This window comes from Streptomyces sp. NPDC059743 (assembly GCF_042732975.1).
Classification (GTDB): Bacteria; Actinomycetota; Actinomycetes; order Streptomycetales; family Streptomycetaceae; genus Streptomyces.
On record NZ_JBHWGS010000030.1, the window covers coordinates 15,638 to 41,705 of the forward strand.

Annotated in this window: 24 protein-coding genes and 1 pseudogene; 11 read left to right on the forward strand and 14 right to left on the reverse strand. The window is 67.9% G+C overall.

The window, feature by feature from the left end; translation table 11 throughout:
* Window positions 1-268: 268 nt before the first annotated feature.
* Window positions 269-949, forward strand: coding sequence for a phosphate signaling complex protein PhoU (gene phoU, locus ACFV6H_RS36570; RefSeq protein WP_066949703.1), 681 nt, complete (start codon window positions 269-271; stop codon window positions 947-949).
* Between the two features lie 500 nt (window positions 950-1,449).
* Here the strand turns inward: phoU and ACFV6H_RS36575 are convergent, their stop codons facing one another.
* A complete protein-coding gene (locus ACFV6H_RS36575) occupies window positions 1,450-2,451 on the reverse strand; it encodes a helix-turn-helix transcriptional regulator (protein ID WP_385551041.1) in 1,002 nt (333 codons plus the stop codon).
* A gap of 92 nt (window positions 2,452-2,543) precedes the next feature.
* Between ACFV6H_RS36575 and ACFV6H_RS36580 the strand changes: the two genes are divergently transcribed.
* Window positions 2,544-3,023, forward strand: a complete 480-nt coding sequence (locus ACFV6H_RS36580) for a hypothetical protein (RefSeq protein WP_385551043.1) — start codon at window positions 2,544-2,546, stop codon at window positions 3,021-3,023.
* Window positions 3,020-3,496 carry a hypothetical protein gene (locus ACFV6H_RS36585; protein WP_385551045.1) on the forward strand — a complete coding sequence of 159 codons (477 nt, stop codon included), beginning with the start codon at window positions 3,020-3,022 and terminating at the stop codon, window positions 3,494-3,496. The genes ACFV6H_RS36580 and ACFV6H_RS36585 overlap by 4 nt, the downstream gene beginning before the upstream one ends.
* A 182-nt stretch (window positions 3,497-3,678) precedes the next feature.
* Here the strand turns inward: ACFV6H_RS36585 and ACFV6H_RS36590 are convergent, their stop codons facing one another.
* Window positions 3,679-4,815 carry a TIR domain-containing protein gene (locus ACFV6H_RS36590; protein ID WP_385551047.1) on the reverse strand — a complete coding sequence of 379 codons (1,137 nt, stop codon included), beginning with the start codon at window positions 4,813-4,815 and terminating at the stop codon, window positions 3,679-3,681.
* Window positions 4,816-5,511: 696 nt separating this feature from the next.
* Entirely contained in the window at window positions 5,512-6,273 is a 762-nt protein-coding gene (locus ACFV6H_RS36595) for a phosphoglyceromutase (protein WP_385551049.1), read from the reverse strand.
* A gap of 252 nt (window positions 6,274-6,525) precedes the next feature.
* On the opposite strand from ACFV6H_RS36595, the gene ACFV6H_RS36600 reads away from it, so the two are divergent.
* Complete coding sequence (locus ACFV6H_RS36600) at window positions 6,526-7,893, forward strand: MDR family MFS transporter (RefSeq protein ID WP_385551051.1); 1,368 nt, start codon at window positions 6,526-6,528, stop codon at window positions 7,891-7,893.
* Window positions 7,894-7,917: 24 nt separating this feature from the next.
* Here the strand turns inward: ACFV6H_RS36600 and ACFV6H_RS36605 are convergent, their stop codons facing one another.
* The gene (locus tag ACFV6H_RS36605) at window positions 7,918-9,558 is read right to left on the reverse strand and encodes a N,N-dimethylformamidase beta subunit family domain-containing protein (protein ID WP_385551053.1); all 1,641 of its coding nucleotides are present in this window, start codon (window positions 9,556-9,558) and stop codon (window positions 7,918-7,920) included.
* Between the two features lie 799 nt (window positions 9,559-10,357).
* Between ACFV6H_RS36605 and ACFV6H_RS36610 the strand changes: the two genes are divergently transcribed.
* Window positions 10,358-11,260, forward strand: coding sequence for a DMT family transporter (locus ACFV6H_RS36610; RefSeq protein ID WP_385551055.1), 903 nt, complete (start codon window positions 10,358-10,360; stop codon window positions 11,258-11,260).
* Window positions 11,261-11,912: 652 nt separating this feature from the next.
* Here the strand turns inward: ACFV6H_RS36610 and ACFV6H_RS36615 are convergent.
* The 3 genes from ACFV6H_RS36615 to ACFV6H_RS36625 form a co-directional block, all read right to left on the reverse strand.
* The gene (locus tag ACFV6H_RS36615) at window positions 11,913-12,347 is read right to left on the reverse strand and encodes an Rrf2 family transcriptional regulator (RefSeq protein WP_384982830.1); all 435 of its coding nucleotides are present in this window, start codon (window positions 12,345-12,347) and stop codon (window positions 11,913-11,915) included.
* A gap of 126 nt (window positions 12,348-12,473) precedes the next feature.
* On the reverse strand, window positions 12,474-12,644 hold the full coding sequence (locus ACFV6H_RS36620) for a hypothetical protein (RefSeq protein ID WP_385551058.1): 171 nt from the start codon (window positions 12,642-12,644) through the stop codon (window positions 12,474-12,476).
* A 35-nt stretch (window positions 12,645-12,679) separates the two neighbouring features.
* Entirely contained in the window at window positions 12,680-13,204 is a 525-nt protein-coding gene (locus tag ACFV6H_RS36625) for an ATP-binding protein (RefSeq protein WP_385551060.1), read from the reverse strand.
* 245 nt (window positions 13,205-13,449) lie between these two features.
* Here ACFV6H_RS36625 and ACFV6H_RS36630 point away from each other — a divergent pair, with 245 nt between their 5' ends.
* The 3 genes from ACFV6H_RS36630 (at window position 13,450) to ACFV6H_RS36640 (ending at window position 15,363) form a co-directional block, all read left to right on the forward strand.
* Complete coding sequence (locus ACFV6H_RS36630; protein WP_385551062.1) at window positions 13,450-14,304, forward strand: helix-turn-helix domain-containing protein; 855 nt, start codon at window positions 13,450-13,452, stop codon at window positions 14,302-14,304.
* Window positions 14,305-14,315: 11 nt separating this feature from the next.
* Window positions 14,316-14,513, forward strand: coding sequence for a DUF397 domain-containing protein (locus ACFV6H_RS36635; RefSeq protein WP_385551064.1), 198 nt, complete (start codon window positions 14,316-14,318; stop codon window positions 14,511-14,513).
* 295 nt (window positions 14,514-14,808) lie between these two features.
* Window positions 14,809-15,363, forward strand: a complete 555-nt coding sequence (locus ACFV6H_RS36640) for an NUDIX domain-containing protein (RefSeq protein ID WP_385551066.1) — start codon at window positions 14,809-14,811, stop codon at window positions 15,361-15,363.
* A 684-nt stretch (window positions 15,364-16,047) separates the two neighbouring features.
* On the opposite strand, the gene ACFV6H_RS36645 is transcribed toward ACFV6H_RS36640, so the two are convergent.
* The 3 genes from ACFV6H_RS36645 to ACFV6H_RS36655 all read right to left on the reverse strand — a co-directional run bounded on the left by ACFV6H_RS36645 (window position 16,048) and on the right by ACFV6H_RS36655 (window position 17,691).
* Complete coding sequence (locus tag ACFV6H_RS36645) at window positions 16,048-16,245, reverse strand: DUF397 domain-containing protein (protein ID WP_385551068.1); 198 nt, start codon at window positions 16,243-16,245, stop codon at window positions 16,048-16,050.
* Window positions 16,246-16,339: 94 nt separating this feature from the next.
* Window positions 16,340-17,158, reverse strand: a complete 819-nt coding sequence (locus ACFV6H_RS36650; RefSeq protein WP_385551070.1) for a helix-turn-helix domain-containing protein — start codon at window positions 17,156-17,158, stop codon at window positions 16,340-16,342.
* A 23-nt stretch (window positions 17,159-17,181) separates the two neighbouring features.
* Window positions 17,182-17,691, reverse strand: coding sequence for a DUF6879 family protein (locus ACFV6H_RS36655; RefSeq protein WP_385551072.1), 510 nt, complete (start codon window positions 17,689-17,691; stop codon window positions 17,182-17,184).
* A 406-nt stretch (window positions 17,692-18,097) separates the two neighbouring features.
* Between ACFV6H_RS36655 and ACFV6H_RS36660 the strand changes: the two genes are divergently transcribed.
* On the forward strand, window positions 18,098-18,334 hold the full coding sequence (locus tag ACFV6H_RS36660; protein ID WP_384791704.1) for a hypothetical protein: 237 nt from the start codon (window positions 18,098-18,100) through the stop codon (window positions 18,332-18,334).
* Window positions 18,335-18,407: 73 nt separating this feature from the next.
* Here the strand turns inward: ACFV6H_RS36660 and ACFV6H_RS36665 are convergent, their stop codons facing one another.
* From ACFV6H_RS36665 to mshA, 4 genes are all read right to left on the reverse strand, one after another.
* Complete coding sequence (locus ACFV6H_RS36665; protein WP_384791701.1) at window positions 18,408-18,974, reverse strand: hypothetical protein; 567 nt, start codon at window positions 18,972-18,974, stop codon at window positions 18,408-18,410.
* 204 nt (window positions 18,975-19,178) lie between these two features.
* Window positions 19,179-20,909, reverse strand: coding sequence for a glycosyl hydrolase family 28-related protein (locus ACFV6H_RS36670; protein WP_385551075.1), 1,731 nt, complete (start codon window positions 20,907-20,909; stop codon window positions 19,179-19,181).
* A 128-nt stretch (window positions 20,910-21,037) separates the two neighbouring features.
* Entirely contained in the window at window positions 21,038-21,508 is a 471-nt protein-coding gene (locus tag ACFV6H_RS36675) for a YbjN domain-containing protein (RefSeq protein ID WP_385551103.1), read from the reverse strand.
* A gap of 199 nt (window positions 21,509-21,707) precedes the next feature.
* Complete coding sequence (gene mshA, locus ACFV6H_RS36680; RefSeq protein ID WP_385551077.1) at window positions 21,708-23,060, reverse strand: D-inositol-3-phosphate glycosyltransferase; 1,353 nt, start codon at window positions 23,058-23,060, stop codon at window positions 21,708-21,710.
* 320 nt (window positions 23,061-23,380) lie between these two features.
* On the opposite strand from mshA, the pseudogene ACFV6H_RS36685 reads away from it, so the two are divergent.
* Both ACFV6H_RS36685 and ACFV6H_RS36690 read left to right on the forward strand, forming a co-directional pair.
* Window positions 23,381-24,214, forward strand: a pseudogene (locus ACFV6H_RS36685) (class I SAM-dependent methyltransferase); the annotation flags it as partial.
* A gap of 353 nt (window positions 24,215-24,567) precedes the next feature.
* Window positions 24,568-25,740, forward strand: coding sequence for an NlpC/P60 family protein (locus tag ACFV6H_RS36690; RefSeq protein ID WP_385551079.1), 1,173 nt, complete (start codon window positions 24,568-24,570; stop codon window positions 25,738-25,740).
* The last annotated feature ends 328 nt before the right edge of the window (window positions 25,741-26,068 follow it).

Here is a 26,068-nt window from a genome sequence, read left to right on the forward strand (position 1 = left end):
TCGCCCAGAGTTCACCAAGGGAATAGCGCTGGTTCATTTGTGCGGGAGGCGCCCGACGCGTAACGGACAGAACGTGGGAACGTGGGGGGCCACATCGCGGGCCGAGCCCCGGTCGAAGCCCCGGTCGAAGCCGCGCTCGGGCCCGGCCGGAGCCACGCCCGGCCCTCGGTCGACGGCCCGGCTCCGGGTGGTCGACGGCCCGGCTCCGGGTGGAGAACGTCAAGGTCAAGCAAGGTCAGCAGGTCAAAGTCAAGAGAGGGAACACCCCATGCGGGACGCGTACCACGAGGAACTGGACTCGATAGGCGAGGACCTGGTCGAGATGGCCCGGCTGGTCGGTTCCGCCATCGGCCGTGCCACGACGGCCATGCTCGACGCCGATCTCAAGCTCGCCGAGAGCGTGATCGCCGCCGATCAGCGGGTCGACGACCTCCAGCACGACCTGGAGGCCAGGGCCATCGCGCTGCTGGCCAGGCAGCAGCCGGTCGCGACCGATCTGCGGATCGTGGTCACCTCGCTGCGGATGAGCGCGGACCTGGAGCGTTCTGGCGACCTGGCGCAGCATGTCGCCAAGCTGGCGCGGCTCCGCTTCCCGGGCTCGCCCGTGCCGCACGACCTGCACGCGACGCTGCTGGAGATGGGACAGCTCGCGCAGCGGCTGATGGCGAAGACGGCCGAGGTCATCATCACCAAGGACGTCGAGCTGGCGCTCCAGCTCGAACAGGACGACGACGAGATGGACCTGCTGCACCGCACGCTCTTCCAGCATCTGATGGACGACCGGTGGAAGCACGGCATCGAGACGGCGGTCGATGTGACGCTGCTCGGCCGCTACTACGAGCGGTTCGCGGACCACGCGGTGGCGGTCGCCAACCGTGTCGTCTACCTGGTGACGGGCGAGCACGCGGACGAGATCCAGCCGGCGGAGACGCCGGTCGAGGGAGCGTAGGCGGAGGCGGGGCCGGTACGGCTGGGCCGGTACGGCGGGTTCGGCGGGTCGGTTTCGGCACGGGGGTTCGGTTTCGGCACGGCGGGTTCGGTCGTCAAGGCGCGGCCGTCAACGTACGGCCGTCAAGGTACGCCCGGGCACGGTGCACTCGAAAGATGGACGGGCGCACAGAGGTGTTTGCGCGTATGCGCCGGAGATGCGCCGTTGATGCGCCCGCCACAGCGGGCATGCAATGGGCACAGGCGCCATCCGTGCACGCCTTTGAGGAGGATCCCATGGCCGATTCCCCTACGACCGAACCCCGCCCGGAAGCCCCGGCCGAAGCGCTGCACCTGCCCATTCTCGGCGCGTGCGGCTGTGGCTCGAGCTGCGGCTGCGGCTGCCAGTCGGGCGGCTCATGCCAGTGCGGCGGCGGCTGCTAGCCGCTGCGTACGCAGGAGATATGAGCAAGCGAAGGGCCCTGTCCGGCACACGCGGACGGGGCCTTTTCGTACGGTGCGTCAGATGGGCGGACTGGAGTCGTAGCGCGCGGCGAGGGCTCGGACGGTTTCGGCGAGACGGGCCCGTAGCTCGGGCGGCGCGAGCACCTCGACGTCCGTGCCCAGGGCGAGGAACTCCCGGTGCGCATGGTCGAGCGACTCGATGGGCAGGACGGCACGAATCCAGCCGTCCGGCTCAGGCTCCGGGGTGACGCTCACGGCTGTCCCGGCCAGCCGCTCGGCGGCGCGCGGCGAGAGACGTACGACGGCCTCGCCCTGGTGGAGGCGGGCATGGAAGTCCTGCTGGTGGTGCTGCCAGTAGCCGGCCAGATCGAAGGCGGCGGGAGGCTCGAACTCCTCGTCCCGTACGGCCAGTTCGAGGATCTGGTCGATACGGTACGTACGCGCCGCCGCTCCGGTCCCGCCAGCGGCCCCGTCGGCGTCCGCGCCCGTACGCGCCGCCGCGACCACGTACCAGCGGCCCGCCTTGAGCACCAGACCGTACGGCTCAAGGCAGCGGTCGACATCGGTCGGCTCCTTCCAGCGGCGGTAACGGATGTCGAGCATCCGGCTGTGCCACACCGCGTCGGCGACCTGCGGCAGATACGGCACGTCGTCGTCCCGCGCGTACCAGCCCGGCGCGTCGAGATGGAAGCGCGTACGCATCCGGTCGGCCTGTGCGCGCAGTTCCGCCGGGAGCGCGGCCCGGAGTTTGAGCTGCGCGGCGGCAAGGGCCGGGCCGAGGCCCAGTTCGGCGGCGGGCCCGGGGATGCCGGACAGGAACAGCGCTTCCGCCTCGCCCGCGCTCAGCCCGGTGAGCCGGGTGCGGTAGCCGGCGAGCAGCCGGTAGCCACCCGCGTGCCCGGCGTCCCCGTACAGCGGCACGCCCGCCGCGTGCAGCGACTCGATGTCGCGGTAGACGGTCCGTACGGACACCTCCAGCTCCTCGGCGAGCTGGGCGGCGGTCATCCGGCCGCCGGTCTGGAGCAGGAGCAGGATCGACAGCAGACGGCTGGACTTCATCCGGACTCCGCCGAAACCGACGCCGACACGTTCACTGACACCTTCACCTTCACTGACACAAGATGTCAGTGAAGCGGTTCTACGGTCCAGCCATGGCTTTCACAGAGAAACTGCTCCGGGTGGAGCCGCCGATCCAGGTGGGCGGCCGGAACATCAAGCGCTACCACGTCACCGCGGACCCGGCCGGTATCGATCCGGAGGTCGAGAAGGCGGCGTACGCGATCCTCCCGGAGCTGCTCCCGCAACCGGACGGCACACCGCCGGCCACCTTTGTCGTCCTCCACAGGGGAGGGGACGACGGGGCGTACCTCAACGTCTACAGCTGGGTCTGGGACAACGCGCTCCACTTCGCGGGCGCGGCGGCGGGCCAGCCGGCGCTCGGCTGCCCGGACAACGACACGACGCACTTCGTACGGCAGGACCGTTCACTGATCGGCTGCGTCTGGGAGCTGCCGCCACTCCTCCACGAACGCGACGCCTGGGTCCGCCACATCCTCACGCCCGAACGTCCCGCCCTCGACGCCTACCTCGCCGACTCACTCCCCGACGGCACGACGGGAGCCCGCACATGACCAGCGCCGCCAACGACATCCCGAGCGATTTTGACTTCCTCGCCGGTGAGTGGGACGTCGCCAACCGGTGGCGCACGGACTTCCTCGACGCAACGAGCCCCTGGGAGGAGTTCCCCGCCGTCAGCCGAGCCTCCCGGCACTTCGGCGGCGGAGCGAGCGTCGACGAGATCGAGTTCCCGACGAAGGGCTTCGCGGGCCTCACCCTGCGCCTGTACGACCCGGAACGCGCGCAATGGTCCCTCTACTGGTCCAGCTCACGCACCAGCACCCTGTTCCCTCCGGTCGTGGGCCGCTTCACCGCCGGCCGCGGCGAGTTCCACGGCGACGACACCCATGCGAACCGCCCCATCCGCGCGCGCTTCATCTGGTCGTCCATCACCCCGACCACGGCCCACTGGGAACAGGCGTTCTCGGCAGACGGCGAGAAGACATGGGTAACAAACTGGACGATGCACTTGACCCGCCGACCTTAGGCATGCCCCACCCGGGCCACGCACACGAAGGGCCCGCGCACACCACGCGCAGGGCCCTTCCTCCGGTTGGGAGCCACCAGGAGTCCGCCGGGAGCCGCTGAGATTGGCTTACAGCTTTCCGACTCTTTCTTCTTGCCCTTGGTCGTACGGCTAGATGCCTCGTAAAGAAAGGGCCAGAACCGCTAGGACTGTTCATCGTCTCCAAGATCGACATCCTCAGCCAACCGGCTCCACTCGTTGATGATCGTCTGGCCGTCGATAACCTTCTGTACCGCAGCTTGAATCGTCTTGAACTGAGGCCGCAGCCGACGGCTTCCTAGGGACGCCTGCCCGACATTGTCGGAGAATTCTTGCAGGTGTCCGGTTGTCTCTCTTGTAACGGCAGCCAGTTCCTTGATTTCCTTAAAAAAGTCACGAGCTGTCTGCTTGTCTTCGGCAGAAAGATCATCTTTCGCTACCTGCCTGATGATGCCGATAACACCAGGGTCGATCGCAGCCAATTCGGCCCAATACTTCGAGCCCAGGGCGTCAACCTTCTCTACGGGATCAACCAGCCGAGTAGCCAGCTCCTCCGTCACACGCATACGTCCGGCGAAGCCGCCTCCCCTGGAATCGGAAGTAGCCATCTCACCAGTCGCCCACTTCGTTTCCTCACCGATGAGCGCAATAATTCCCGCGAATTTTTGAACGGTGTCCATCCAAGCCGGGAGAGCTTCCTCCATCTCCGCCATGATCTCAATAAAGCCAGGAGGCTCTTCAGCAGTCTGGTTCGGTGCGGGTACCTTTACCGACATTTCGGCAGGCACTGTCTCAATGATCTCGCTCAGCCGCAGAGCAAGCTTATGCACCGCCTGCCGATACCCGGGCGAGTCTTCGTCCTCCAGCCGGAGATCCCGCCAATCCACCCACTGCCGCCGGGCGATGAGCTCGACGACTTCATCAGCAGGCTGGTTCTCTGGGCCTTCTGTCAACTGGGGAACATTCACGTAGTGGATGGGCAGGAGGAGCTCATCCAGCCCAAGGCTAGCTGCATGCCCGGAAAACTTAATCACTTCCCGTCTGCATTCCTGACTCCCCAGGAACTTGGGCGTAATGATCGGGATGAGAAATGTAGTGCCCGTAAGAGCTGAATCAAGACGCAACCGCCAAGCGTCGCCCCACTCGATAGATTTTTTGTCGAGAAAGATTTCGAGCGGTTCACTAGTGATAATCTCGAACGCATTAGCGATTCGTTCGGACAACCTTACGATCCGCCCGCCATCCAACTGATCATCGCGGTGTGTGTAGCTCCAGAACCCTACGGGCTGCGCGTTGGCCATAGCGAGGAAGCCTACTCCGATCAGTCGTCAGCCATCAGGACTTTCATAAATAAGGGTCGGCGGAGCGGTTTTGGCCGGTGGCCTGCCCGGCCTGGGGGCGGTCACAGCCAGGGGGCTTGAAATCGTCTACAGGGGCAGGATGGTCGACGCCTTGTCAATGGGCGAGCGGTAGAAAGAGTATTGCTCAGGCTGCCCAAGTAATGCGGGTACCAGCCTGGTTGAACCGCACCGGGCCGGGCTCGGAGCCTAGAAGGACTCTTCTCGTCCCAGTGCGGCCCTCGTACAGCCAACCCCATGTCTCTTCCGACACTGTGGTTTCGAGTGCAAGGTGATCACGCGGAGTACGGCTGCACTCCACCTGTCTGCCTGCACAGCAAAAAGGCGTTAAGGAGAAGTTTGGCGCGGTTCTGCCCAGGTACCCGGCAACCCGACTCCACCGCCCGTGCACGTCCACTTACATCCCACTGATCCGTCGCCTGTGCGGCTCACGTCCCCACCGCTCTCCATCAGTCGGCGCAGTTGGGAGACCGAGACGGCAGCAGCAGTTTTCGTGATGCGGGGGCACAGGGAAAAAGTGAGGCAGCAGCCGGAACCAACTCACCTGACGGCCCAGAGACGGCCCAGGTATGGCAAAGAGCCCCCTGGCCGCGCGCCAGGAAGGCGCGAGTAGGGGGCTCGGAGCGGCAGAGCAGGAGGTTACTTCTTCTTGCCCTGGTTCTTGACGGCTTCGATCGCGGCGGCTGCCGCGTCCGGGTCGAGGTAGGTGCCGCCCGGGGTGAGGGGGTGGAAGTCGGCGTCGAGGTCGTAGACGAGCGGGATGCCGGTGGGGATGTTCAGGGCCGCGATGTCCTCGTCGGAGACGCCGTCGAGGTGCTTGACCAGGGCGCGCAGGCTGTTGCCGTGGGCGGCGACCAGGACCGTACGGCCGGTCAGCAGGTCCGGGACGATCGCGTCGTACCAGTACGGCAGCATCCGTACGACGACGTCCTTGAGGCACTCGGTGCGCGGGAGCAGCTCGCTCGGGATCGTGGCGTACCGGGCATCGTCGCTCTGCGAGAACTCCGCGCCGTCCGCGAGGGCGGGCGGCGGTGTGTCGTACGAGCGGCGCCACAGCATGAACTGCTCCTCGCCGAACTCGGCGAGCGTCTGCGCCTTGTCCTTGCCCTGGAGCGCGCCGTAGTGGCGCTCGTTCAGCCGCCAGGAGCGGTGGACCGGGATCCAGTGGCGGTCCGCGGCCTCCAGCGAGAGCTGCGCGGTGCGGATGGCGCGCTTCTGGACGGAGGTGTGCAGTACGTCGGGCAGCAGGCCGGCGTCCTTGAGCAGCTCACCGCCGCGGACTGCCTCCTTCTCGCCCTTGTCGGTGAGGTTGACGTCCACCCAGCCGGTGAACAGGTTCTTCGCGTTCCATTCGCTCTCGCCGTGGCGGAGGAGGATCAGCTTGTACGGTGCGTCGGCCATGGGCCCGAGCCTAATGGACGGGCCTTGGGCGCCTGGAGGCCCTGCCCCGATTGAGGACAGCCCGAGGACGGACGGCCCGAGGACGGCCCGAGGACGGCCCGAGGGCAGCGTGAGGACGGCCGTCAATTGACTGGCGCCCGCCGGGCCCTCGTACGTAAGTTGCCCTTGGCTGCCCGGCCACTTACCGGGCGCCGGTCCGGCCGTCCGTCCGGCCGGCCATAAGGGAGAGGCCGCGGCCTCGGGGGGAACGTAATGTCTGTCGCCAAGTCGGTCGCCGGTGTCAGACGCGCCGCGCGGGAGAGCGTCTCCGGGCTGCCACGGGAGTTCTGGTGGCTGTGGACGAGCACACTGGTCAACCGGCTCGGCGCCTTCGTCGCCACCTTCATGGCGCTCTATCTCACCCTGGACCAAGGCTACTCGGCCTCGTACGCCGGGCTGGTCGCCTCACTCCACGGGCTCGGCGGAGTCGTCTCGTCCCTGGTCGCCGGAGTGATGACCGACCGGCTCGGCCGGCGGCCCACTCTGCTGATCGCGCAGTCGTCCACGGCCGCCTCCGTGGCTCTGCTCGGTTTCATGCGGGACCCGGTGTCGATCGCTGCCGTCGCCTTCCTGGTGGGAATGGCCTCGAACGCCTCGCGCCCGGCCGTACAGGCGATGATGGCGGACATCGTCAGGCCCGAGGACCGCGTACGGGCGTTCTCGCTCAACTACTGGGCGATCAACCTGGGCTTCGCGATCTCCTCGGCGGGCGCGGGCTTCGTCGCGCAGTACAGCTATCTCGCGGGCTTCCTGGGCGAGGCCGCGATGACGCTCGCCTGCGCCGTGCTGGTCTTTCTGAAGCTGCCGGAGTCACGGCCGGAGGCTACGTCCGAGCGTACGTCTGTGAGGGGGAAGGCGGGGTCGGATACGGGTACGGACCGTACGGACATCGGGCTCGGGGACGTCCTGCGGGACGGGCGCTTCATGAGCGTCGTCACCCTGTCCTTCGTCGTGGCGCTCATCTTCCAGCAGGGCTTCGTCGGTCTGCCGGTGGCCATGGGCGCCGCCGGTTTCAGCAGCGTCGACTACGGCACGGCCGTCGCGGTCAACGGCGTACTGATCGTGGTCCTGCAGATCCCGGTCACCCGCTTCATCCAGCACCGCGACCCACGCCGGCTGCTGATCCTCTCGTCGGTCCTCGCGGGCTACGGCTTCGGGCTGACGGCGTTCGCCGGGTCGTCGCTCGCCTTCTACACGCTGACCGTCTGCGTATGGACACTCGCCGAGATCATCAACGCGCCCACCCAGACCGGACTGGTAGTACGCCTCTCCCCGGTGCACGGCCGTGGCCGGTACCAGGGCATGTACACCATGTCCTGGTCGGTGGCGGGCCTGGTCGCTCCGCTGATGTCCGGGCTGATCATCGACCGCTTCGGCGCGGAGTGGCTGTGGGGCGCGTGCGCGGTGCTGGGGACGGTGGCGGGACTGGGGTACTGGCTACTGATGCGGGGGCTGTCGGACGAGCCGGAGGAGGAGTTGGAGAAGGAGTTGGAGAAGGAGGAGGTGGTGGGCGCGGCAGGTGCCGGACCTGTCGTACGGGACGTCGTACCCGTAGCCGAGTCTGCGGACCGACTGGAGTGACTGGACTGGCCGCATGGCCAGTCCTCAGGTCTTGTACACGTCTCGTACGTTGTCCCTCGGCGCCGGTCTGGTTTTCGCCGCCGGGCCCTCCGCGAAGGCGCGGAGCACATTCTCGGTGGTACGGGTGACGAACGCGCCGGTCCGCGCGTCCATGCCGTGGTTACGACCGTTCTCGCGCGTCCCCGCCATCAGTCCCTCCACCCACCGCATCGTCCCGGAGGCGTAGACGCCCGCGCCGCTCGGCACGGTGTAGTACGCGGAGTCGGAGTGGCTCTTCCGGCCGTTGCAGACCAACGGGGAGTGGGCGACGATCTCGATCGGCGCGGGCGTGGGCGCGTCCGGCGTGACGCGGTCGTACTCCACGCCGACGAGATGGGCGAAGGCGTCGCCGCGTTTCACTCCCGTCCCTTCGAAGACCCAGTGGTCGGCGCCGTGGACGACATAGGCGGCATCGGTGGGGAAGCCCTCGTACAGGACGCCGGTCAGGGAGGATTCGGGGTCGGCGGCGGGCGGTTGGCGGAAGTCGGTCGTCGCCGTGGAAGGGTGGTCGACCAGGTACGGATCGTCCTGGTAGTCGGTCTTGTAGCAGACGACGGTGCGGAGGGCGGTGCTGGTGGTGGCGGCGCTGGTGCTGGTGGTGTCGGCGGCGATACGAGCCGTACGCTCCGGGCTCGGCCCAGCCGTACCCTCGCGTTCCAGCCTGATCCTGCGGAAGCAGGTGTTCGCGCCGAGGAAGGCCAGATTGGTCCCGGCGTCGCGCGCCCGCGTGAGGTATCGCCGCTGCTCAGGGGTCCAGTACTCGTCGTGGCCGAGTGTGACGACGGCCGTGGCGCCGTCCAGCACCGAGGGCGCGGCATGGACGTCGGCACCGGTGGTGTACGCCAGCGGGAGACCGAGCCGTTCCGCGAGGACCACCACCGCCCGCTCGTAGACCATGAACTTCTCCGCGCCGTTCTTGTCGTACGGCCGGTCGAAGCTGACCGCGAGGGAACGTGTCCGGTACGCGCCGTCCTCGCTCTGGTAGAGGCTGTAGCCGCCCCACAGGTTGTACGCCTGCCAGGTCGCGGGCGCGTGCAGCAGTACGGTCCTGTCCCGCGCGCTCGCCGAGCGGACGATCAGCGGGACGTAGCGCTGGTGGCCGTGTTCCGCGTCGAGCCGGAGCAGGTACGCGCCCTCCGGCCAGCCGTCGGTACGGACGCGCAGGGTGCGCTCCCAGTCAGCCCGTACCGTCCGGGTGGCGGCGATCAGACGCGGTCCGCGCTGGACCCGGCCCGCCACCCGGCCCGAACGCCACACCCGCCGGGCCTGCGCGCCGCCGTACCAGCCGACCCGGTACGCCGAGACCCGGAACCCGGGCGCGGTGGTCGACACGTACAGCCCGAACTCCTCCCCGGGCAGGACGCTCACCTTGTCGGCAAAGCCCTGCACGGCGTCGGGCGGGCCCTGGGAACGGATACGCCAGCCAGGGCTGCCGGGCCGCTGCCGCTCGCGCTCGATGGACTCAACGGCGGGGGTGGTGAGGGTGGCGGTCCCGGGCTCGTCGCCTCGCGGGGAGTCGCAGGCGGAGAGTGCTGTGGCAGTGACGCCGGCGGCGATGCCGACGGCTGTGCCCGCCAGAAAGTGCCGCCGGTCGAGCCGGCCGGGATGCCGCGCGCCATCGCTCACCGAACGATCCTGAGCCGACGGATCGGGCGGGGCGAGTTGTGGTGGTCCGAATGCGGGTGGAGGTCAGAACCAAGGGGTAGTCGTGGTGGGCCGGGTGGTTTTGGGCGACGTGGGGGCCGCCCCTCTGTTTTTGATTGTGGCGGGGTCGTGCCGGGCGTCAAGGGCGCTCCTTCGTCGCGTCGCTGCGCGATGACCTTCGGTCACCCTTGACTCCCGTCCCGCCCCCGCTGAAGGAAGGTGGGAGGGGCGGCCCGGGGGAGGGGTCCCCCGGGGAGCTCACTTGTGGGCCCTGTTTCTTTCCGGCCTGCGGCCCGGCGGGTGGTCTGCGCGGCAGTGGAATGGGGCTTCTGGGCCCTGCTTAGCGTCAGACGGCCCGTCTGTTGGTTGGGGTTCAGTCCCGTGTCTGAGGTGTGTGGGTGGCGGGGTGGGTGGGGCTGTCCGGAAGGGGGATGGGCCTGTGCGGGCCGTCGATACGTCCTGAGGACGGCCTATCGCTACCCAGGACACAAGACCGACCTCAGGGCACTCCCAACGGGCAGCCAAACAGGGGCATATAGGGCATCAGTCGGTGTCCGCCACCGGCTGGCAGTCTCCTGCGTCCTATGGACGCGAGGAGCGGACGGACACCGGCCTGCCGCTCCACCGGGGCCCCGGGCCAGGCGGATCAAATGGCCTGATGCCCGGGGTCCATCCGCTTCTTGCGTCCGTAGGACGCGAGTGGGCTGCTGTCCGTGCCGAATGCGACGGTGGCGAGGGAAAATCAGGGGACGCACGGTGCCCGGTCGTTGATACTCCACGCGTGGCCACCTCGAACGTCGACAGGACCAAACGCGGCCCGTCCTCCCTGACCGGACTGGCCGGACGTACCTTCGCCGCGATCCCGCCAACGGCACTGGTACTGCTCGGCATCGTCAGCGTTCAGGTGGGCTCGGCATTGGCCAAGCACCTGTTCAGCGCGGTGGGCAGCTTCGGGACAGTCGCGTTGCGGCTGTTCTTCGCGGCGGTGGTGCTGATGCTGTTGTGGCGGCCGTCGCTGCGCATGAAACGTCGCGCGTGGACAGTGGTGCTCAGCTACGGCGTGATTCTCGGCTTGATGAACCTGTGCTTCTACCTGGCACTGGCCCGGCTCCCGCTGGGGATCGCGGTGACCATCGAGTTCCTCGGGCCGCTGGCGGTGGCCCTGGCCGGGTCGAGGCGATGGCTGGACGCTTTCTGGGCCGTGCTCGCGGCAGGCGGTGTGGTCCTGCTGATGGAGGGACGCGGCGACCTCGACCTTGTCGGTTTTCTGTTCGCCCTCGCCGCAGGAACGTGCTGGGGCCTGTACATCCTGGTCGGCGCGGCGCTGGGCCGCCACACCACGGAAGGCAATGGTCTGGCTCTGGGAATGGCCGTCGCGGCACTGGTGGCTGTGCCGTTCGGCGTGGCCGACAGCGGTACGGCGCTGATTCAGCCGTGGGTCCTGGTCGCGGGACTCGGCGTGGCGCTGTTGTCGTCGGTGATCCCGTACTCGCTGGATCTGGAAGCACTGCGCAGGATCCCACCGCGCGTGTTCGGCATCCTGATGAGCCTCGAACCGGCGATGGCGGCCCTCATCGGCCTCATCGTGCTCCAGGAGTCGCTGCACTGGTCGCAGTGGATCGCGGTGCTGTGCGTGGTGGCCGCATCAGCAGGCGCCACACGCGGCACCCGCCCAGACGCGTAACCGCCCCCCCTGCCCCCGCTGCGCCGCCGAGCCCGACTCGCCGTGCCGCTCGCACAACAGAGCGGGCGCCGGGATCTATCACGCCGGCCGGTTCAAGGCGCATCCGGGTAATGCCATATGCCCCTATTTGTCTTCCCGTTGAGAGTCCTCCGAGGCCGGTCTTGTGTCCTCAGTAGCGATAACCCGTCCTCAGGACGCATCGACAGCCCGCACAGGCCCACTTACCTTCCCAACGACCCCGCCCACCCCTCCACCCACTCAGCTCAGACACGGTCCTGAACCTCGGCAAGCAGCGGACGGTCAGTCGCTGAGCCGGTGCCGTCACCGCCCCATTCCACTGCCGCGCAGACCACCCACCGGCCCGCAGGCCGGGAAGAGACCGGCACCCATATCTGAGCCCCCCGGGGACCCCTCCCCCGGGCCGCCCCTCCCACCTGCCTTCAGCGGGGGCGGGACGGGTGTCAAGGGTGGAGCGCAGCGCAATCGGCGCAGCCGACGCGACGAAGGAGCGCCCTTGACGCCCGGCACGACCCCGCCACAATCAAAAACAGAGGGGCGGCCCCCACGCCACACCAAACCTGCCGGTTCGGCCCGACTACCCCTCGGTCGTAACCCGCACCCGCGTCTCTCGGCGGGCGAAGAACACGCCTGTCTAACGGGCCGCCAGCACACCCCGGAGCACGTCGGCGACCGTGGTGCGGGCCAGTTCCGTCCGCACGGTCTCCTCGATTCCGGCGTAGATGCCCTGCATCGTCGGCCGGATCCCGAAGCCCACCGGGCACTCCTGGTTCGGTGTGGCCCGGTGCAGCGCGAACAGCGCGCCGGGCTCGACGGCCTCGTACACGTCCAGCAGGGTTATGGACTTCAGCTCGCGCGCCAGCGTCCAGCCCGCACCTGCCCCGCGCCGACTCTCCACGAGTCCCGCCTTGCGCAGCTCGGCGAGCAGGCGCCGGATGACCACGGGATTGGTGTTGACGCTCCCCGCGATCTGTTCCGAGGTGGCAATCTCGCGGCCGTAGCGTTTGCTGTTCAGCTCCATCCACGCCAGGGCGTGGGCCGCGATCGTCAGTCTGCTGTTGGCACTCACCGGCCCCTCACCCCACGCTCTCCTCCGGTTGCCGGAAGGAATCGTAACGTCAGACGTTACGACTACGACAAGGGAGTCAAACGGTGGTGTCCGGCAACATAAAAGTGCCTCCTTCGATCATCTCGATCACCGGATGGTCACGCGTACGGGATCCCGGTAGCAGTGGCAGGTGTACGTGAAGCCCTCCTCCGTATCCACCGGCACCGGAAGTTCGAGGGGATCGAGAGGATCGGCGGTCGCCATCGACGCGTAGAGCACACCCACGGCTATGACGGTCACACTGACGACGATGGACACGACTCCCCACAGAACAGGGTCAGTTACGGGCTCCACTACGCGCCCGCCCCGCCATCGGCCGCACTGTCGGCCCCGGCCCCGGCCCCAGTCCCGGCCTCGGTCTCAGCCTCGGCGAGTGTGAACCAGACGACCTTCGACTCCGGCGTGCAGCCCCCGTAGATCGTCATCCCCCACCCGACAGAGAGGTTCTCCACAAGCAGAAGGCCGCGACCGTGCTCATGTTCAGCGTCTCCGGCGTCACTCCCACCCGGTACGGGCAGGGCTCGCGGCTCGTTGTCCTCGACGTACACCGTCACTTCCCTCCGACGGACCGTCACATCGACCTGGATCTGCCATGAGTCGGTGTGGCGGTGGGAGTTGGTGACGACTTCGGTCACGCAGAGGCGGGCGTCGTCGGCGAGGGCGGGATGGTCGGTGATGTGGAGTAACGACCCGACGAAGTCCCGCGCGATCCTCGGCGCACACGCCGAATTCGGCACAACCAGCCGGTAGGACTGGCCGTTGGACCTGGAAGGTGGTGGTGGCGACAGAGGAGGAACCAGCGTGCTCTCAGCAGTCATGTCATCGTCTCCCAACGCGGTGTGTACCCGCGATGCCCGCCATGCGTGGCAATGGCCGCCGAATCTGAGCACGCCTCAAGACGTCCCCCTGCGGCTGCACTTCGGTCTTACTGACGTGCGACGCGGTGCTGGGACGACCGTAGAGCACATGTGTGCACCGGTCTACCCTGGTACCTCATTTGGGTGACAGTGGGTGGACCATGGCACTGTTACGCGTAACACTGAGCCGAGACAAGGAAGGTGACATGCCACCAAGGGACAATCCGACCGCACGCCAAGCTCGCCTTGGTGGAGAGTTGCGGAAGCTGCGCGACCGGGCGGGCAAAACGGCCCGCGACGCGGCCGGCCTCCTCTCGACGGACCAGGCCAGGATCAGCCACATCGAATCGGGCCGTAACGGCATCAGCGAGGAACGGATCCGCAAGCTGGCGGTCTTCTACGGCTGTGACGACGCCGAGTTGATCGAAGCGCTCTGCGCGATCGCGCGCGAACACCGGGGCCAGCACTGGTGGGACGAGTATCGCGGCGTCCTCCCGCCCAGCTTCCTGGACATCGCCGAGCTGGAGCACCACGCGAAATATCTGCGGTATCTACAACCAGTTACTTTCCCGGGCGTCCTACAGACAGAGGATCACGCTCGGGCACTGTTCGACAGCGGGCGTCCGAAGCTCCCCGCCAACGAAGTGCAAGCGAGACTTGAGCACCGCATGAGGCGGCGGTCCATCCTTGAGCGCGAGAATCCTCCAGAAGTGGAAGCCATCGTGCACGAGGCCGCCCTTCGAATGCGCATCGGCGGGCGGAAGGTTGCACGTCAACAGCTTGATCACCTCATCAGGATGTCCGAACGGCCGGAGGTAATGCTTCGGATCATCCCGTTCACCAACGAAGACTTCATCGATCTCACCCGGACCGTGCTGTACGCGGGCGGAGCCATCCCGCAGCTCGACAGCGTTCACATCGACAGCGGCTACGGCGACCTCTTCCTTGATGCCGTCACCGAGTTGGAGAATAATCGAACGCTGCTCGACTTTGCCGAGCAGGCCTCTCTGGAGCCTGATGAGTCGCGCAGCTTCATCCATCACATCGCACGAGACCTGTGAGAGACAGAGGCATGAGCAGAGAGATCCGCTGGCAGAAATCATCGTTCTCCGGCAACGGACCGCAGTGCGTCGAGGTTGCCGAACACAGCGGCGAGATCCTCATACGCGAGAGCGACGCCCCCGACACCGTCACCACCACCAGCCCCACCAAATTCGCCGCCTTCATCAAGGGCGTCAAAGCAGGCGAGTTCGACCACTTCGCCCTCTGAAGCGCACACCCGCACACCCGCACCTGGAGCCTCTCGCCAACCAGCGAGAGGCTCCTCGTCGTAAAACCAACCGGTGCACCCTTGCCACAGCCCATCGCGTAACGCTACCGTCGCTGTGCGTCGCCATCCGGGTCGGCTTCTCGGCAGATCCGTACCCGAAAACGGCGCAACTCTCCCACCTCCCATGCCAGTTGGGAGAGGCCCAACGGCTGCCCCCGCCCGCCACCCTTCATGCCGGCCGCAGGCCGGGGGCAGTCCCCGGGCGGCTGCGGGCGCCCGACAGAAGGAGCGCGCCATGGAAATGACAGACCGCGGGAGGAAAGCCCCGGCGACCAGCGAGCCCGCGCCCGCACCCGTACGGCCCGCCCCGCCCGCACCCGGTGAGCCCGCACCCGCCCCGCCCGCACCCGCCGCGCCCGTGATCGATACGCATGTCTTCCTGCGCGGCGACAAGCTTCTGCTCTCGCAGCGCGGCGGGCCGTACGGGTACGGGCGGTGGCACATGCCCTCGGGAAAGCTCGACCACGGGGAGACCTTGCGGGGCGGGGCCGCGCGGGAGTTGTACGAGGAGACCGGCGTACGGGTCGATCCCGCGCGGCTGCGGCTCGTACACACCGTGCATCACCAGCAGTCGCCCGACGTCACGCGCATCGGCTTCTTCTTCGAGGCCACCGAGTGGGAGGGCGAGCCCGAGAACCGGGAGCCCGAGAAGTGTCTCGGGCTCCGGTGGTTCTCCGTGCATGCGTTGCCCGAGGACATCATCGAGTACCCCGCCGCCGGTCTGTACGGCTATCTCGACGGCCGGATCCCGCTCACCGAGCATGGTGGTTCCTTCACCGGCATCACGTAGGAGGTCACCGTCACCGACGGCCGTCCATGAGCCCGCGGGCCGTCCATGGGCCCGCGGCCTGAGACGCAGGGCAGCCGAGATCCGGGGCCGCGCGGTTCGGACAGCACGTCACCACAGCCAGGCTCAGGAAGTTGGGCCGGCCCAGGTAGTACCCGAGTGATACATCTCCGCCGGCCGCCAGGCGTTCAACTACCGAGGCGACACGCAGGGTCAGCCGTGCCGGATCCCTGTCCTGGTCCGACGCGAACCGTGGAGCGTACTCGGCGAGTTGTCCGCCCAGCCACTTCCCCGCCTCCTTCGGTTCCTCCCATGTACCTCGGATCAGCTTGGACGGCTTCATCAGCCACAGTTCCGTCTCGATCGGTGGCACGTCCGTCACCGGGAATTCGGCGACGGCCTGGCGATACCGTTCCAGAACGTCCAGGGGGCTGGTTGGCGCCGGCTCCGCCAGGAATGAAGCGGGCCGCCGGATGTTCTCCGTATCGAAACGCGCTTTCGCCCCCGCCCAGAGATAGCCATGGTGGTGCAACGGGATTCCTGTCTTTACCGAGGGACGGGCATCACCGGGGGACGGGCATTCCTGTTTCCACGGAACGGGAAGCGGCTTCTACGGAACAGAAAGCGGCTCTCGGCCCCCGGCCCCCGCACACGGGCCGAGAGCCGAGGGCCGCCGGTCCTTCCGGGTCAGGCCGTGACGTCGAACTCTCCGCCCTTGGCGCCGACCAGGAAGTCGCTCCACTCCTGCGGCGTGAACTGCATGACCGCCTCGGTCTTGGTGTCCCGGAGGGCGACGATGCCGGGCACGTTCGTCGCCACCTCCACGCACCCCTCGGTACAGGGTCCGCCGCATGCGGCAGCCGCCCTGAACTGGTACTGCGCCATGGTTCCTCCCTTGGAATTGCCGACCGTTGTTCGTGAGCCGGACCGGACCGGAATCCGGTGCACAACTCATCGTCGGACTGGGAGGGAAGCGGCTCTAGTATCTTTCCCGATCACGAAAGAATTCGTCGCGAATACCCTCGACCAGGGCTCGCATTTCAGTTCCGTAGAGCGCCACCGACGCGAATCGTTCGAACGTTTCTGCGTAAATCTGCACGTCTCGCGGTTCGCTGGTCGTAACCTCCGCGTGGAACGTCTCGACCTTCACCAGCCGGTCGTCGAAGAGGCTGAAGCAGGTCATGGGAAAGTCCGGCATCCGGCCCGCCAGAGGGACCACACCGAGCGAGACGTTGGGGAGACGGGACAGTGACACCAGCCGGTCGAGTTGTACGGCCATGACAACCGGTTCACAGATCAGCCATCGCAGAACGTGCTCGCAGACGAGGAAGCGGAAGGAGCGGCCGGGTTCGTACAGTGCGGTCTGCCTCGCCAGCCGGGCGGCGATCGTCCTGGCCTTGGCCTCGTCCGGAAGTTCGCGCGACCGGGAGAACACGGCGGACACATACTCGGGTGTCTGAAGCAGACCCGGGATGGCTTGGCCCTGAAACAACTTGAGCACCGTTGTCCGTGCTTCGACCGCTTCGATCGCTTGCTGGTGTTTCCAGTGCCCCAACCTGCGCAGCTCGCGCCACGCCGTGGTCTCGGTCGCGTCGGCCCGCGCCGCTTCCAGAAGCCCTGCCTTGGCTTCACCCGACACGCCGACAGCCGTGAGGATCAATTCAACATCGGTGACGTTCGGCCGCACCTTGCCGGTCTCGATCTTCGACAGCTTTCCAGCAGACATGGCGGCCCTACGGGCCACTGTCTCGGCCGTCAGTCCCGACGCCGTCCTCAGTGCCCGCAGGGTCGTTCCCAACTCGGTCTGCTGATTCTGGTGACTCAGTGCGGTCGACTCCGGTACTCCGAGAACGGCACAGCGTGCGCCTCGGCGACGTCCTGATACTTCCGGTACTCGGCCAGCCGGTCCGGCGGAAGCAGCTCGGCCCCCAGGAACTGTCCACCTTCGGTGTAATGCATGCGGTAGACCTCGGCGTCGTCGAACAACCAGAAGTCATGGTCGGGCAGCCCTGGAACCTCCTGCTGTGCCAGGTCGATGATCCCGATGGACTCGCCGGCCGTGATGTTGCCGGGGTACGCGGCGAGTTCGTAGCGAAGATAATCCGTCAGCGGTGAGCGGAGTACATGCACGCGGGAGACGGACTTTCCGAGATCGGTCATGGATCGCACCCACGGGTTGTCGCTCCACTCGGGTGGCATCGGCTCGCCCGCCAGGAACGCTGCGAATTCGCCCCTCTCGTCTTCCACGTCGTACGCGCTCAGCGTCTCCAGACGGAACGCCGTCTGTCGAAAGGCCGCAAAAAGCTGGCCGAACTGCTCACCTTTGAGCACGGAAATACCCCTCCAACATAGCGGCCGGAACCAGCACGGCCGCTTCCCCTTCAGGCAGGTCGAGCTGTGCCAGCCTCTCAGGATCTGCGATGACGTAGCCCTGGACCACATAGCCCTCGGCATCCTCGGTAGCCCATAAGGCAGGGCATGATCCGTTCACACAGCCAGGATCTTCGGAAAGTTTCCGCAACATCCTTGCCCCCTCAAGTCGTCTGTACCGTGCAATGTTCGCGAGGCCATGGCCCAGGGGTCAAGAAACTCCCCTTTCCACAACAGGAAAGGTCATCTCGACGGCCGGAGCCCGCTCACCGAGCACGATTCCTTTGGGTACATCGGACGACCCGACCCCGACCGGGCATAAGCCCGCATACGCTCCCCAAACAGTCACCGGACGTACAGTCGATTCATGACAGTCCACGTCACCATGCTTCCGGCAGCGATCCCGCCGGGTCTCGAACCGTCCAGCCGTGTCGTCTCGTACGAGGACGAGGACGCGGTGCGCTACCGGTACCTTCTGCACGACAGCGGGGCCCTGGTCGTCAGGCGTACGAAACATGACGAGGAAACCGTCACCGAGGTCGTCTACGGGCCCTCGGCCTGGGAAGGCGTGCAGGGGGACGGGTCGATCCAGCCGCATATGTAGGCCTGCTGGTGGGACCGACCGGGCCGGCGTGCCGGTGCGGTCCCAGCAGCAGGAGCAGGAGCAGGACGGTGGTTCAGGCGCGGGAGATGCGCCAGTCGGCGACGTTGGCGGCGCGGTTGTAGTAGGCGTTGGTGCACACGTCGTACTTGCCGCCGGCAGGGCCGCCGCCGTTGGTCTCCAGGAATCCGCCGTTGCCGCCGTAGACGTTCCACAGGTGGACGGTGTCCCCGATGTGGACGACGGTGTCCTGCGGGTCGGAGGTCTGGGCGAAGATCCGCCACTCGGCGGTACCCGTGCCGCGGTCGGCGTTCTTGGCGGTGGAGACGTCGTACTTGGCGCCGGCCTTCTTCTGCTCCGCGGCGGCGTGCCCGTTGGTGTCCAGGTAGCTGCCGGCCGAGTAGAGGTTGCGCAGGGTGATCAGGTCTCCGCTGGCGACCGGCGTGCCGGCGGTCTTGCCGTCGGCGGAGGCGACCTCCCAGGTGCCGGTGCCCGCGCCCCGGTTCGGGCTGTCGGCGGTGGAAACGCCGTAGACACCGCCGGTGGCGGAGCTGTGGCCGTTGGTGTCGAGGTAGCCACCGCCCCAGTTGCTGTACGCGTTCTGCAGGTGGATCCGGTCGCCGTACTTGAGCGCTTCAGCCATGTTGTCGGAATCCGTTCTCTGGTCGATGAGGTGTGGACCACCCGTTGCGGGCGGCCCAACCGATCTTCCAGGCCCGGCGCTGCGGCGGAAGGGCTTTCAAGATCGCTCACTTCGATCGAGTGAATCGATGCCGTACCTCCGCCTTGATGTTTGAAGAGCTCGATGATGTTTGAAGAGCTCGATGTTCAAGAAGGCACCCCGCGTTTAAGAAGGCACCCCGCGCTGCGCCTCGTACAAGTTGCGCGGTCTGATGTCCTCAGGGCGGCCGTACACCTCCAGCCTCGTGTGCAGCTCGCCCGTGAAGTCCGGTACGTCGATCTGGTCGAACTCGCGGACCTCACTGATTCCCGCCGTCGCGCTGTACGGAGCGATCCCGTCGATCTTGATCAGGCCCGCGCGCTCGTTGGTGACGGTGACGTTCCAGTGTGTGAACCGCGCCCCGTACAGCGGTCCCGCGATCGCGTCGCCGCCGTGGCGGCCGTCGTTGGTGACCGTGATCTCCGTCCGTACGTTCGCGAACGGCATCCCGCGGTGCGTGTCGAACGTGCCCATCTCCATCAGCCCGCGCGACCACACGTTGTAGCTGGACAGGCCCTCGACATTGATGCCGTGGAGCTGTGTGCCCGCTGGCGCCGGGACCGTACGGCGCTCGATGACGAAGTCCTCGATCAGATTGTCGTGCGAGCCCTCGCGGCAGTAGTACGGATGGTGCGCACCACGGCCCGCGACCCGCGTACGGCTCAGGGTGCAGGCGGACGCGGCGATCAGTCCGAAGCCGTTGTCGACATGGCGTACGACGACATCGTCGGCCCAGCAGTCGTACGCGCACTGGAACGCGACTCCGTTGTATCCCTTGTCCAGCAGATGCGCGGACTGCGGCGTCTCGGCCGCCTCCAGCGTCAGGCCCTCCACGCCCGAGCCGGTCAGCGGTGTGACCAGCGTGGTCAGGCGCGGGTCCCACTCCGGGCGTACGTCCAGCGGGAGCGGTCGCTCCAGCGTGACCTTTCTGCCGTGTACGGACATGACGCGTACCGGCCACTCGTACGGAACGTACGACGTCAGCTTGGTCATGGCGTCCCAGTCGTACGCCTCGGTGCCCGGTCCGCCGCCCGCCATGTGCTCCAGGAGAGTGTGGTCCGCGTCGTCCACGAGCCGGAGCAGCACGAGCTGTCCGCGCCTCAGCTTCGAGGCGGCGGAGGCGGCGGAGGCGTCCTGGACGGTCACGCTCCGGTCGCCGCGCCGGGCGCGGCCGACGCCGGTGAGTGTGCGCCACTCGTCGCGCTTGTTGCCCGTCCAGCCCTCGAAGGGCCAGGCGCGCTCCTTGATGGCGGAGGTGAGCGAGTCCCAACGCTCCTGCGGACAGAGCCAGATGAGCCCGCCGGCCCAGGACCAGCTCGACTTGTCGCCGCCGTAGCGGCTGCCGTACGGACCGATCAGCTCGGTGAGGCTCTTCGTCGCGTAGAGCTTGGTACGGCCGCTGCCCGCGCCACGCAGGACGACATCGCTGTGGGCGATCCGGATCACGTCGTCGATGCGGTAGGTGCCGGGCGGGATGGTGACCGTGCCCCCGCCGCGTTCTCCGGCAGCGGCGAGGGCACGGTTGATCGCGGGCGCGTCGTCCACGGAACCGTCGCCCTTGGCGCCGTACGCGCGGACATCGGCGACGACGCGGTGCCGCGGGAAGCGGTCGGCGCCCGCGCGCTGCCCGGCCTTCCCTACGTACGGGATCTGCGGATGGGTGTACGGCGACTCGGCGAACTCGCGCCAGAGCGCAGAGGTACGGGGTGCGTGGGGCGTGCGGGGCGCGCCGGGTGTCGCGGGCGCTGCTGACGCTTCGGTGGTCGTCAACCCGGCGGCGGCCACGGCGACAGCGCTGCCCAGCAGTGTTCGCCTCCCGACCGCGCGCGGCGACTGTTGCTGCTGTCCGTAGCCCATAACGCTCCTCCACATATATGAACGACGTTCAGATGTGCGTCTGCGGGTGAGCATGACATGCCGTACGAGCGGCAGGGAAGAGTCGTGCCACGACTCAGACGGAACTCAGGCGGGACCTCAGGCGGAACTCAGGCCGACGGGTTCCGGGTCAGATGGGCGAACGCGTCCAGATTCCGCGTGGACTCGCCACGGGACACCCGCCAGGCGTACTCCTTGCGGATCGCGCTCGCGAATCCCAGCTCCAGCAGAGTGTTGAAGGCACCGTCCGCCGCTTCGAGCACCGAGCCCAGCAGCCGGTCGATCTCGTCGTCGGTGACGGCGGCCAGCGGGAGTTTGCCGGTCAGATAGATGTCGCCGAGGCGGTCGACCGCGTAACTCACGCCGTACAGCTTGAGGTTGCGCTCCAGCAGCCAGCGGTGGACGCCCTCGGCGTTCTCGTCCGGGCGACGGATCACAAAGGCGTTGACGGAGAGCGCGTGGCGGCCGACGAGGAGGGAGCAGGTGGTGGAGAGCTTGCGGGTGCCGGGCAGAGTGACGACGTACGAGCCGGCCGCCGGGCTCTCCCATGTCAGCTCGGCGCAGGTCAGTGTCCGTACGATGACGCAGTTCGCGTCCGCGACCTGATCGTCGGCCCGCTGCCCGGGCCGCTGCCCGGCGGCTCGCTGTCCAGCCCGCTCCTCGGCCTGCTGCCCGGCGGCCCGCTCTTCGGCCTGCTGTCCAGCCCGCTCCTCGGCGGCCCGTTCCTCGACCCGCTGCCCGGCCCGCTCCTCGGCCCGCTGCGCCTCGGTCCGCCGTACGTCAGCCATGGTGCGAGCGTACGCGACGGCGGTGATCGTGCAGGGCGGCCAGATACACGTCCGCCGTCGCCGAGGCGGCCGTGTCCCAGCCGAAGGACTCGGCGTGGCGCGAGGCCGCCGCGCCCATCCGGTCGACCAGTTCCGGATGGTCGACGAACTCCCGCAGCACCCGCGCGTACGCCTCCGGATCATGGCCGGACACCAGGAAGCCGGTCTCGCCGTGCCGTACCGCCACCGGCAGTCCGCCCACCGCCGCGGCCACCACCGGCGTGCCCGTCGCCTGGGCCTCTATCGCGACAAGGCCGAAGGATTCGCTGTACGAGGGCATGACCAGCACGGACGCCGCGCGGAACCAGTCCGCCAGCCGGTCCTGGCCGACCGGCGGCCGGAACCGCACCACATCCGCTATGCCCAGCCGCGCGGCGAGCTTCTGGAGCCCTTCCGGCTTGGCCAGTCCCGTACCGCTCGGACCGCCGACGACCGGTACGACCAGCCTCCCGCGCAGCGACGGAAGCTGGTCGAGAAGTACCGCCACGGCCCGCAGCAGCACATCCGGCGCCTTCAGCGGCTGGATACGGCCCGCGAAGAGCGGGATGAACGCGTCGCGCGGCAGCCCGAGCCGGGCCCGCGCGGCGGCGCGGCCGTCAGCCGGACAGAAACAGTCCAGATTCACCCCGGGATGGACGACGGCCGCCTTCGCCGGTTCGGCGTCGTAGAAACGGACGAGTTCGCCGGCCTCCTCCGCCGTATTGGCGATCAGCCGGTCGGCGGCGCGCACGATCTGGGTCTCGCCGATGACACGGGCCGCGGGCTCGGGCCTGTCGCCCTCCGCGAGCGCGGCGTTCTTGACCTTCGCCATGGTGTGCATGGCGTGTACGAGCGGGACGCCCCAGCGGTCGGAGGCGAGCCAGCCGACATGGCCGGAGAGCCAGTAGTGGGAATGGACGAGGTCGTAGTAGCCGGGCCGGTGGCCCGCCCAGGCCTGCATCACACCGTGCGTGAAGGCGCAGAGCTGCGCGGGCAGATCCTCCTTGGCCAGGCCTTCGTACGGGCCGGCGTCGACATGCCGTACGAGCACACCGGGAGCCAGTTCCACGGCGGGATCCAGACCGCCGGCGGTGGCACGGGTGAAGATCTCCACCTCGATGTCGATGGCGGCCAGGCGCTTGGCCAGCTCGACGATATAGACGTTCATCCCGCCCGCGTCGCCCGTGCCCGGCTGGTGCAGCGGCGAGGTGTGGACGCTGAGCATGGCGATCCGCCGTGGCCGGCGGTGCTGGCCGGGGAGGCGGAGACGGGGCGGTCGAGCCGGTCCTGTGAACGTGCCGGCGATACGGGACACGTACTGGCTCACGTCTACGGCCTCTCGCTCGGGGAGCCGCTCGGGGCACGGCGAAGAGGAGGGTGTGCGGTCCCTCCGAGGCCCTCAACAGCGGAATGGGCTCCTGCATTTCCGCCGCCATTTCCACTTTGCCAAATCATTACGGTGAACGGCTCAACCCTCAGGGGTGAATGGCTCAACCCTCGGGTGGGTTGAGCGGCTCAACCCTCGGAAAGCGGTGTGCGCTGCGCCGTTGTCGTATGCGCGGCCGTCGGCGTCGCCGTAGGTGGTAGGTCGTACGTCCTGCCCTCGCCGTACGTCCCGCCGTTACGGCGTGTCGTTACCCTCGTCCCATGGTGCCCCCGGTCTCGCCGTCCCGCTCGTCCCGCCCGTCGAGCCCGTCCCGTCCGGTGGGCACCGTGACGCGTGGCACCACGCACCAGAACCGGTTGCGCCGTATGGACCGCTGGATCACCGCCGTACACGGACCGGCCCTCCGTCGCTCGGCGAGCGCGCCCGTCGTGGTGGATCTCGGGTACGGAGCCGCGCCCTGGACCGCGGTCGAGCTGCTGCGGCGGCTGCGTACGGCCGATCCCCGGACCGAGGTCGTCGGGATCGAGATCGAGCCGGCCCGGGTCGCCGCCGCCCTCCCGTACGAGCGTGACGGGCTCCGCTTCCGGCACGGCGGCTTCGAGCTGCCGCTGGACGGCGGCGACGGCGTACGGCCCGTGCTCGTACGGGCGGCCAATGTGCTGCGGCAGTACGAGGAGGGCGAGGTCGCCGCGGTCTGGGCGCGGCTGTGCGCGCGGCTCGCGCCGGGCGGGCTGCTGGTGGAGGGCACGTGCGACGAGATCGGCCGACGGCATGTCTGGGTGGCGCTCGGCCCGGAGGGACCGCGTACGGTCACCTTCGCGACGCGGCTCGGCTCGCTCGACCGGCCGTCCGATCTGGCGGAACGGCTGCCCAAGGCGCTGATCCACCGCAATGTGCCGGGCGAGCCGGTCCACGCGTTCCTGCGCGACTTCGACCGGGCGTGGGCGGCGGCGGCTCCGTACGCGTCGCTCGGCGCGCGGCAGCGCTGGGTCAGGGCCGTACGGGAACTGGCGGCCGGCTGGCCGCTCATGGACGACACGCGCCGGTGGCGGCAGGGCGAGGTGACGGTGGAGTGGGCGGCGCTGGCGCCTCGGTCCGGGGCCGGTACCCGATCCGGGTCAAAGGCCGGGTCCGGCTCCAAGGCCAGGTCCGGGTCCGGATCAAAAGCCGCGGCCAGGTCCGGTTCTGCCGTGGTGCCGGCGCCTCGTTCGGGTGGTCCGGGCAACGGGATGTGACCACGGGAACACCATTGGGTGCCCGTTCGTCCACAGTGGGGTGAATGAGTCCTGTGAGGTGCGGGACCCCTCTGTCCCTTTGCCGGAGGACATGACACGATCGCGACGACGACAGCACTTGCTGACGGTAAGTCGGCTAGGCGACGAAAGAGCGTTTTGAGCCGTTTTAGACCAACTGGGCGGGCGGCCCGGCTGGTTCGGAGGGGGAGCTTGTGAACCGACGTCGCAGTGCCGCTGCCGCGATCACCGTGGTGTGCGCCCTGGCCGTCCTGGCGTCGCCGAATCTGCTGAACCACGCGTACGCGGCGCCGATGCCGCCTCCCGCGCCGGTGTTTCCCAACGCCGCGCCGGCCGCTCTCAACGCGCCGTCCCCGCCCGCCGTTCCTCCGCCGCCGGTCGAACTCCCGCCGGGCGTCTCGTCGGTCACCGGAGGCGCGGTCACGCGGGACGGGAAGTCCCTCGACGACGTACGCAAAGAGATAGACCGTCTCTACCAGAAGGCCGCGTCCGCGACCGACGCGTACAACCTCGCCGACGAGCAGACCAAGAAGCAGTCCGCCGAGGTCGTCTCGCTGGCCGAGGACCTCGTGCAGGGCCAGTTGCGGATCGACGCGCTCAAGGACCAGGCGGGCGCCGCGGCCCGCGCGCAGTACCGCAGCGGTGGGCTGCCGCCCGAGGCGCAGCTCATCCTCACCGACGATCCGCAGCTCTTCCTGGACGGCGTAGGACGAATACAGCAGGGCCAGAAGGCCACCAAGGATCTCATCGCCGAACTCACCACGGCGCAGGAGGACTTGAAGGCCTACACCGTGGACGCGAGCACGCAGTGGGAGCAGCTCGAAGCCAACCGCGTCAAGAAGCAGAAGGCGAAGAAGGAGATCACCAAGCAGATCTCCGCCGCCAAGAAGCTCGAGGCGAGCCTGGAGAAGGAGGAACGGGCGCGGCTGGCACAGTTGGAGAGCGACGCCGCGTTCAGGGCGCAGTCCGCCTGGCTGGGCTCGGGCGCGGTCACGGACATCAACCGCCAGGCGAGCGCGGTGGGCAAGAAGGCGATCGCCTTCGCGACGGCGCAGATCGGCAAGCCGTACGTCTGGGGCGCGGAGGGACCGTCCTCGTACGACTGCTCAGGGCTGACCTCACAGGCCTGGGCGGCGGCCGGCCGGCCCATCCCGCGTACCTCGCAGGAGCAGTGGCGGCTGCTGCCGAGGATCGCGGTGAAGGATATGCGGCCCGGTGATCTGATCATCTACCACCAGGACGCCAGCCATGTGGCGATGTACATCGGCGACGGCGCGATCGTGCACGCGCCGAGGCCCGGGCGGAATGTGACGCTGGCGGGCGCGGGCTCGATGGAGATCCTCGGAGTCGTACGCCCGGACAAGTAGATCCCCCCGGACAAGTAGATCCCGTACGCATATGCCCTCGTACGACCCCGTACACGTATGCATGGCCTCCTAGGGCCTCCTAGGGCCTCGTACGGCCTCCTAGGGCCTCGTACGGCCTCCTATGACCTCATATGTACGAGGTCATAGGAGCATGTGGTCTCACGCGTGAACCAAGGCCGCCTCACGGCTGCTTCATGGGCGCTTGACGGGTGTTCCATGGCTGTTCCACTGGTCTGCCTCGCATGCTCCACGTGTGACGGAGAGAGCGGCGGCCAGGCCATACGTGATGTATGTCATGGCCACCGATGCCCGAATCGCGACGGATGCG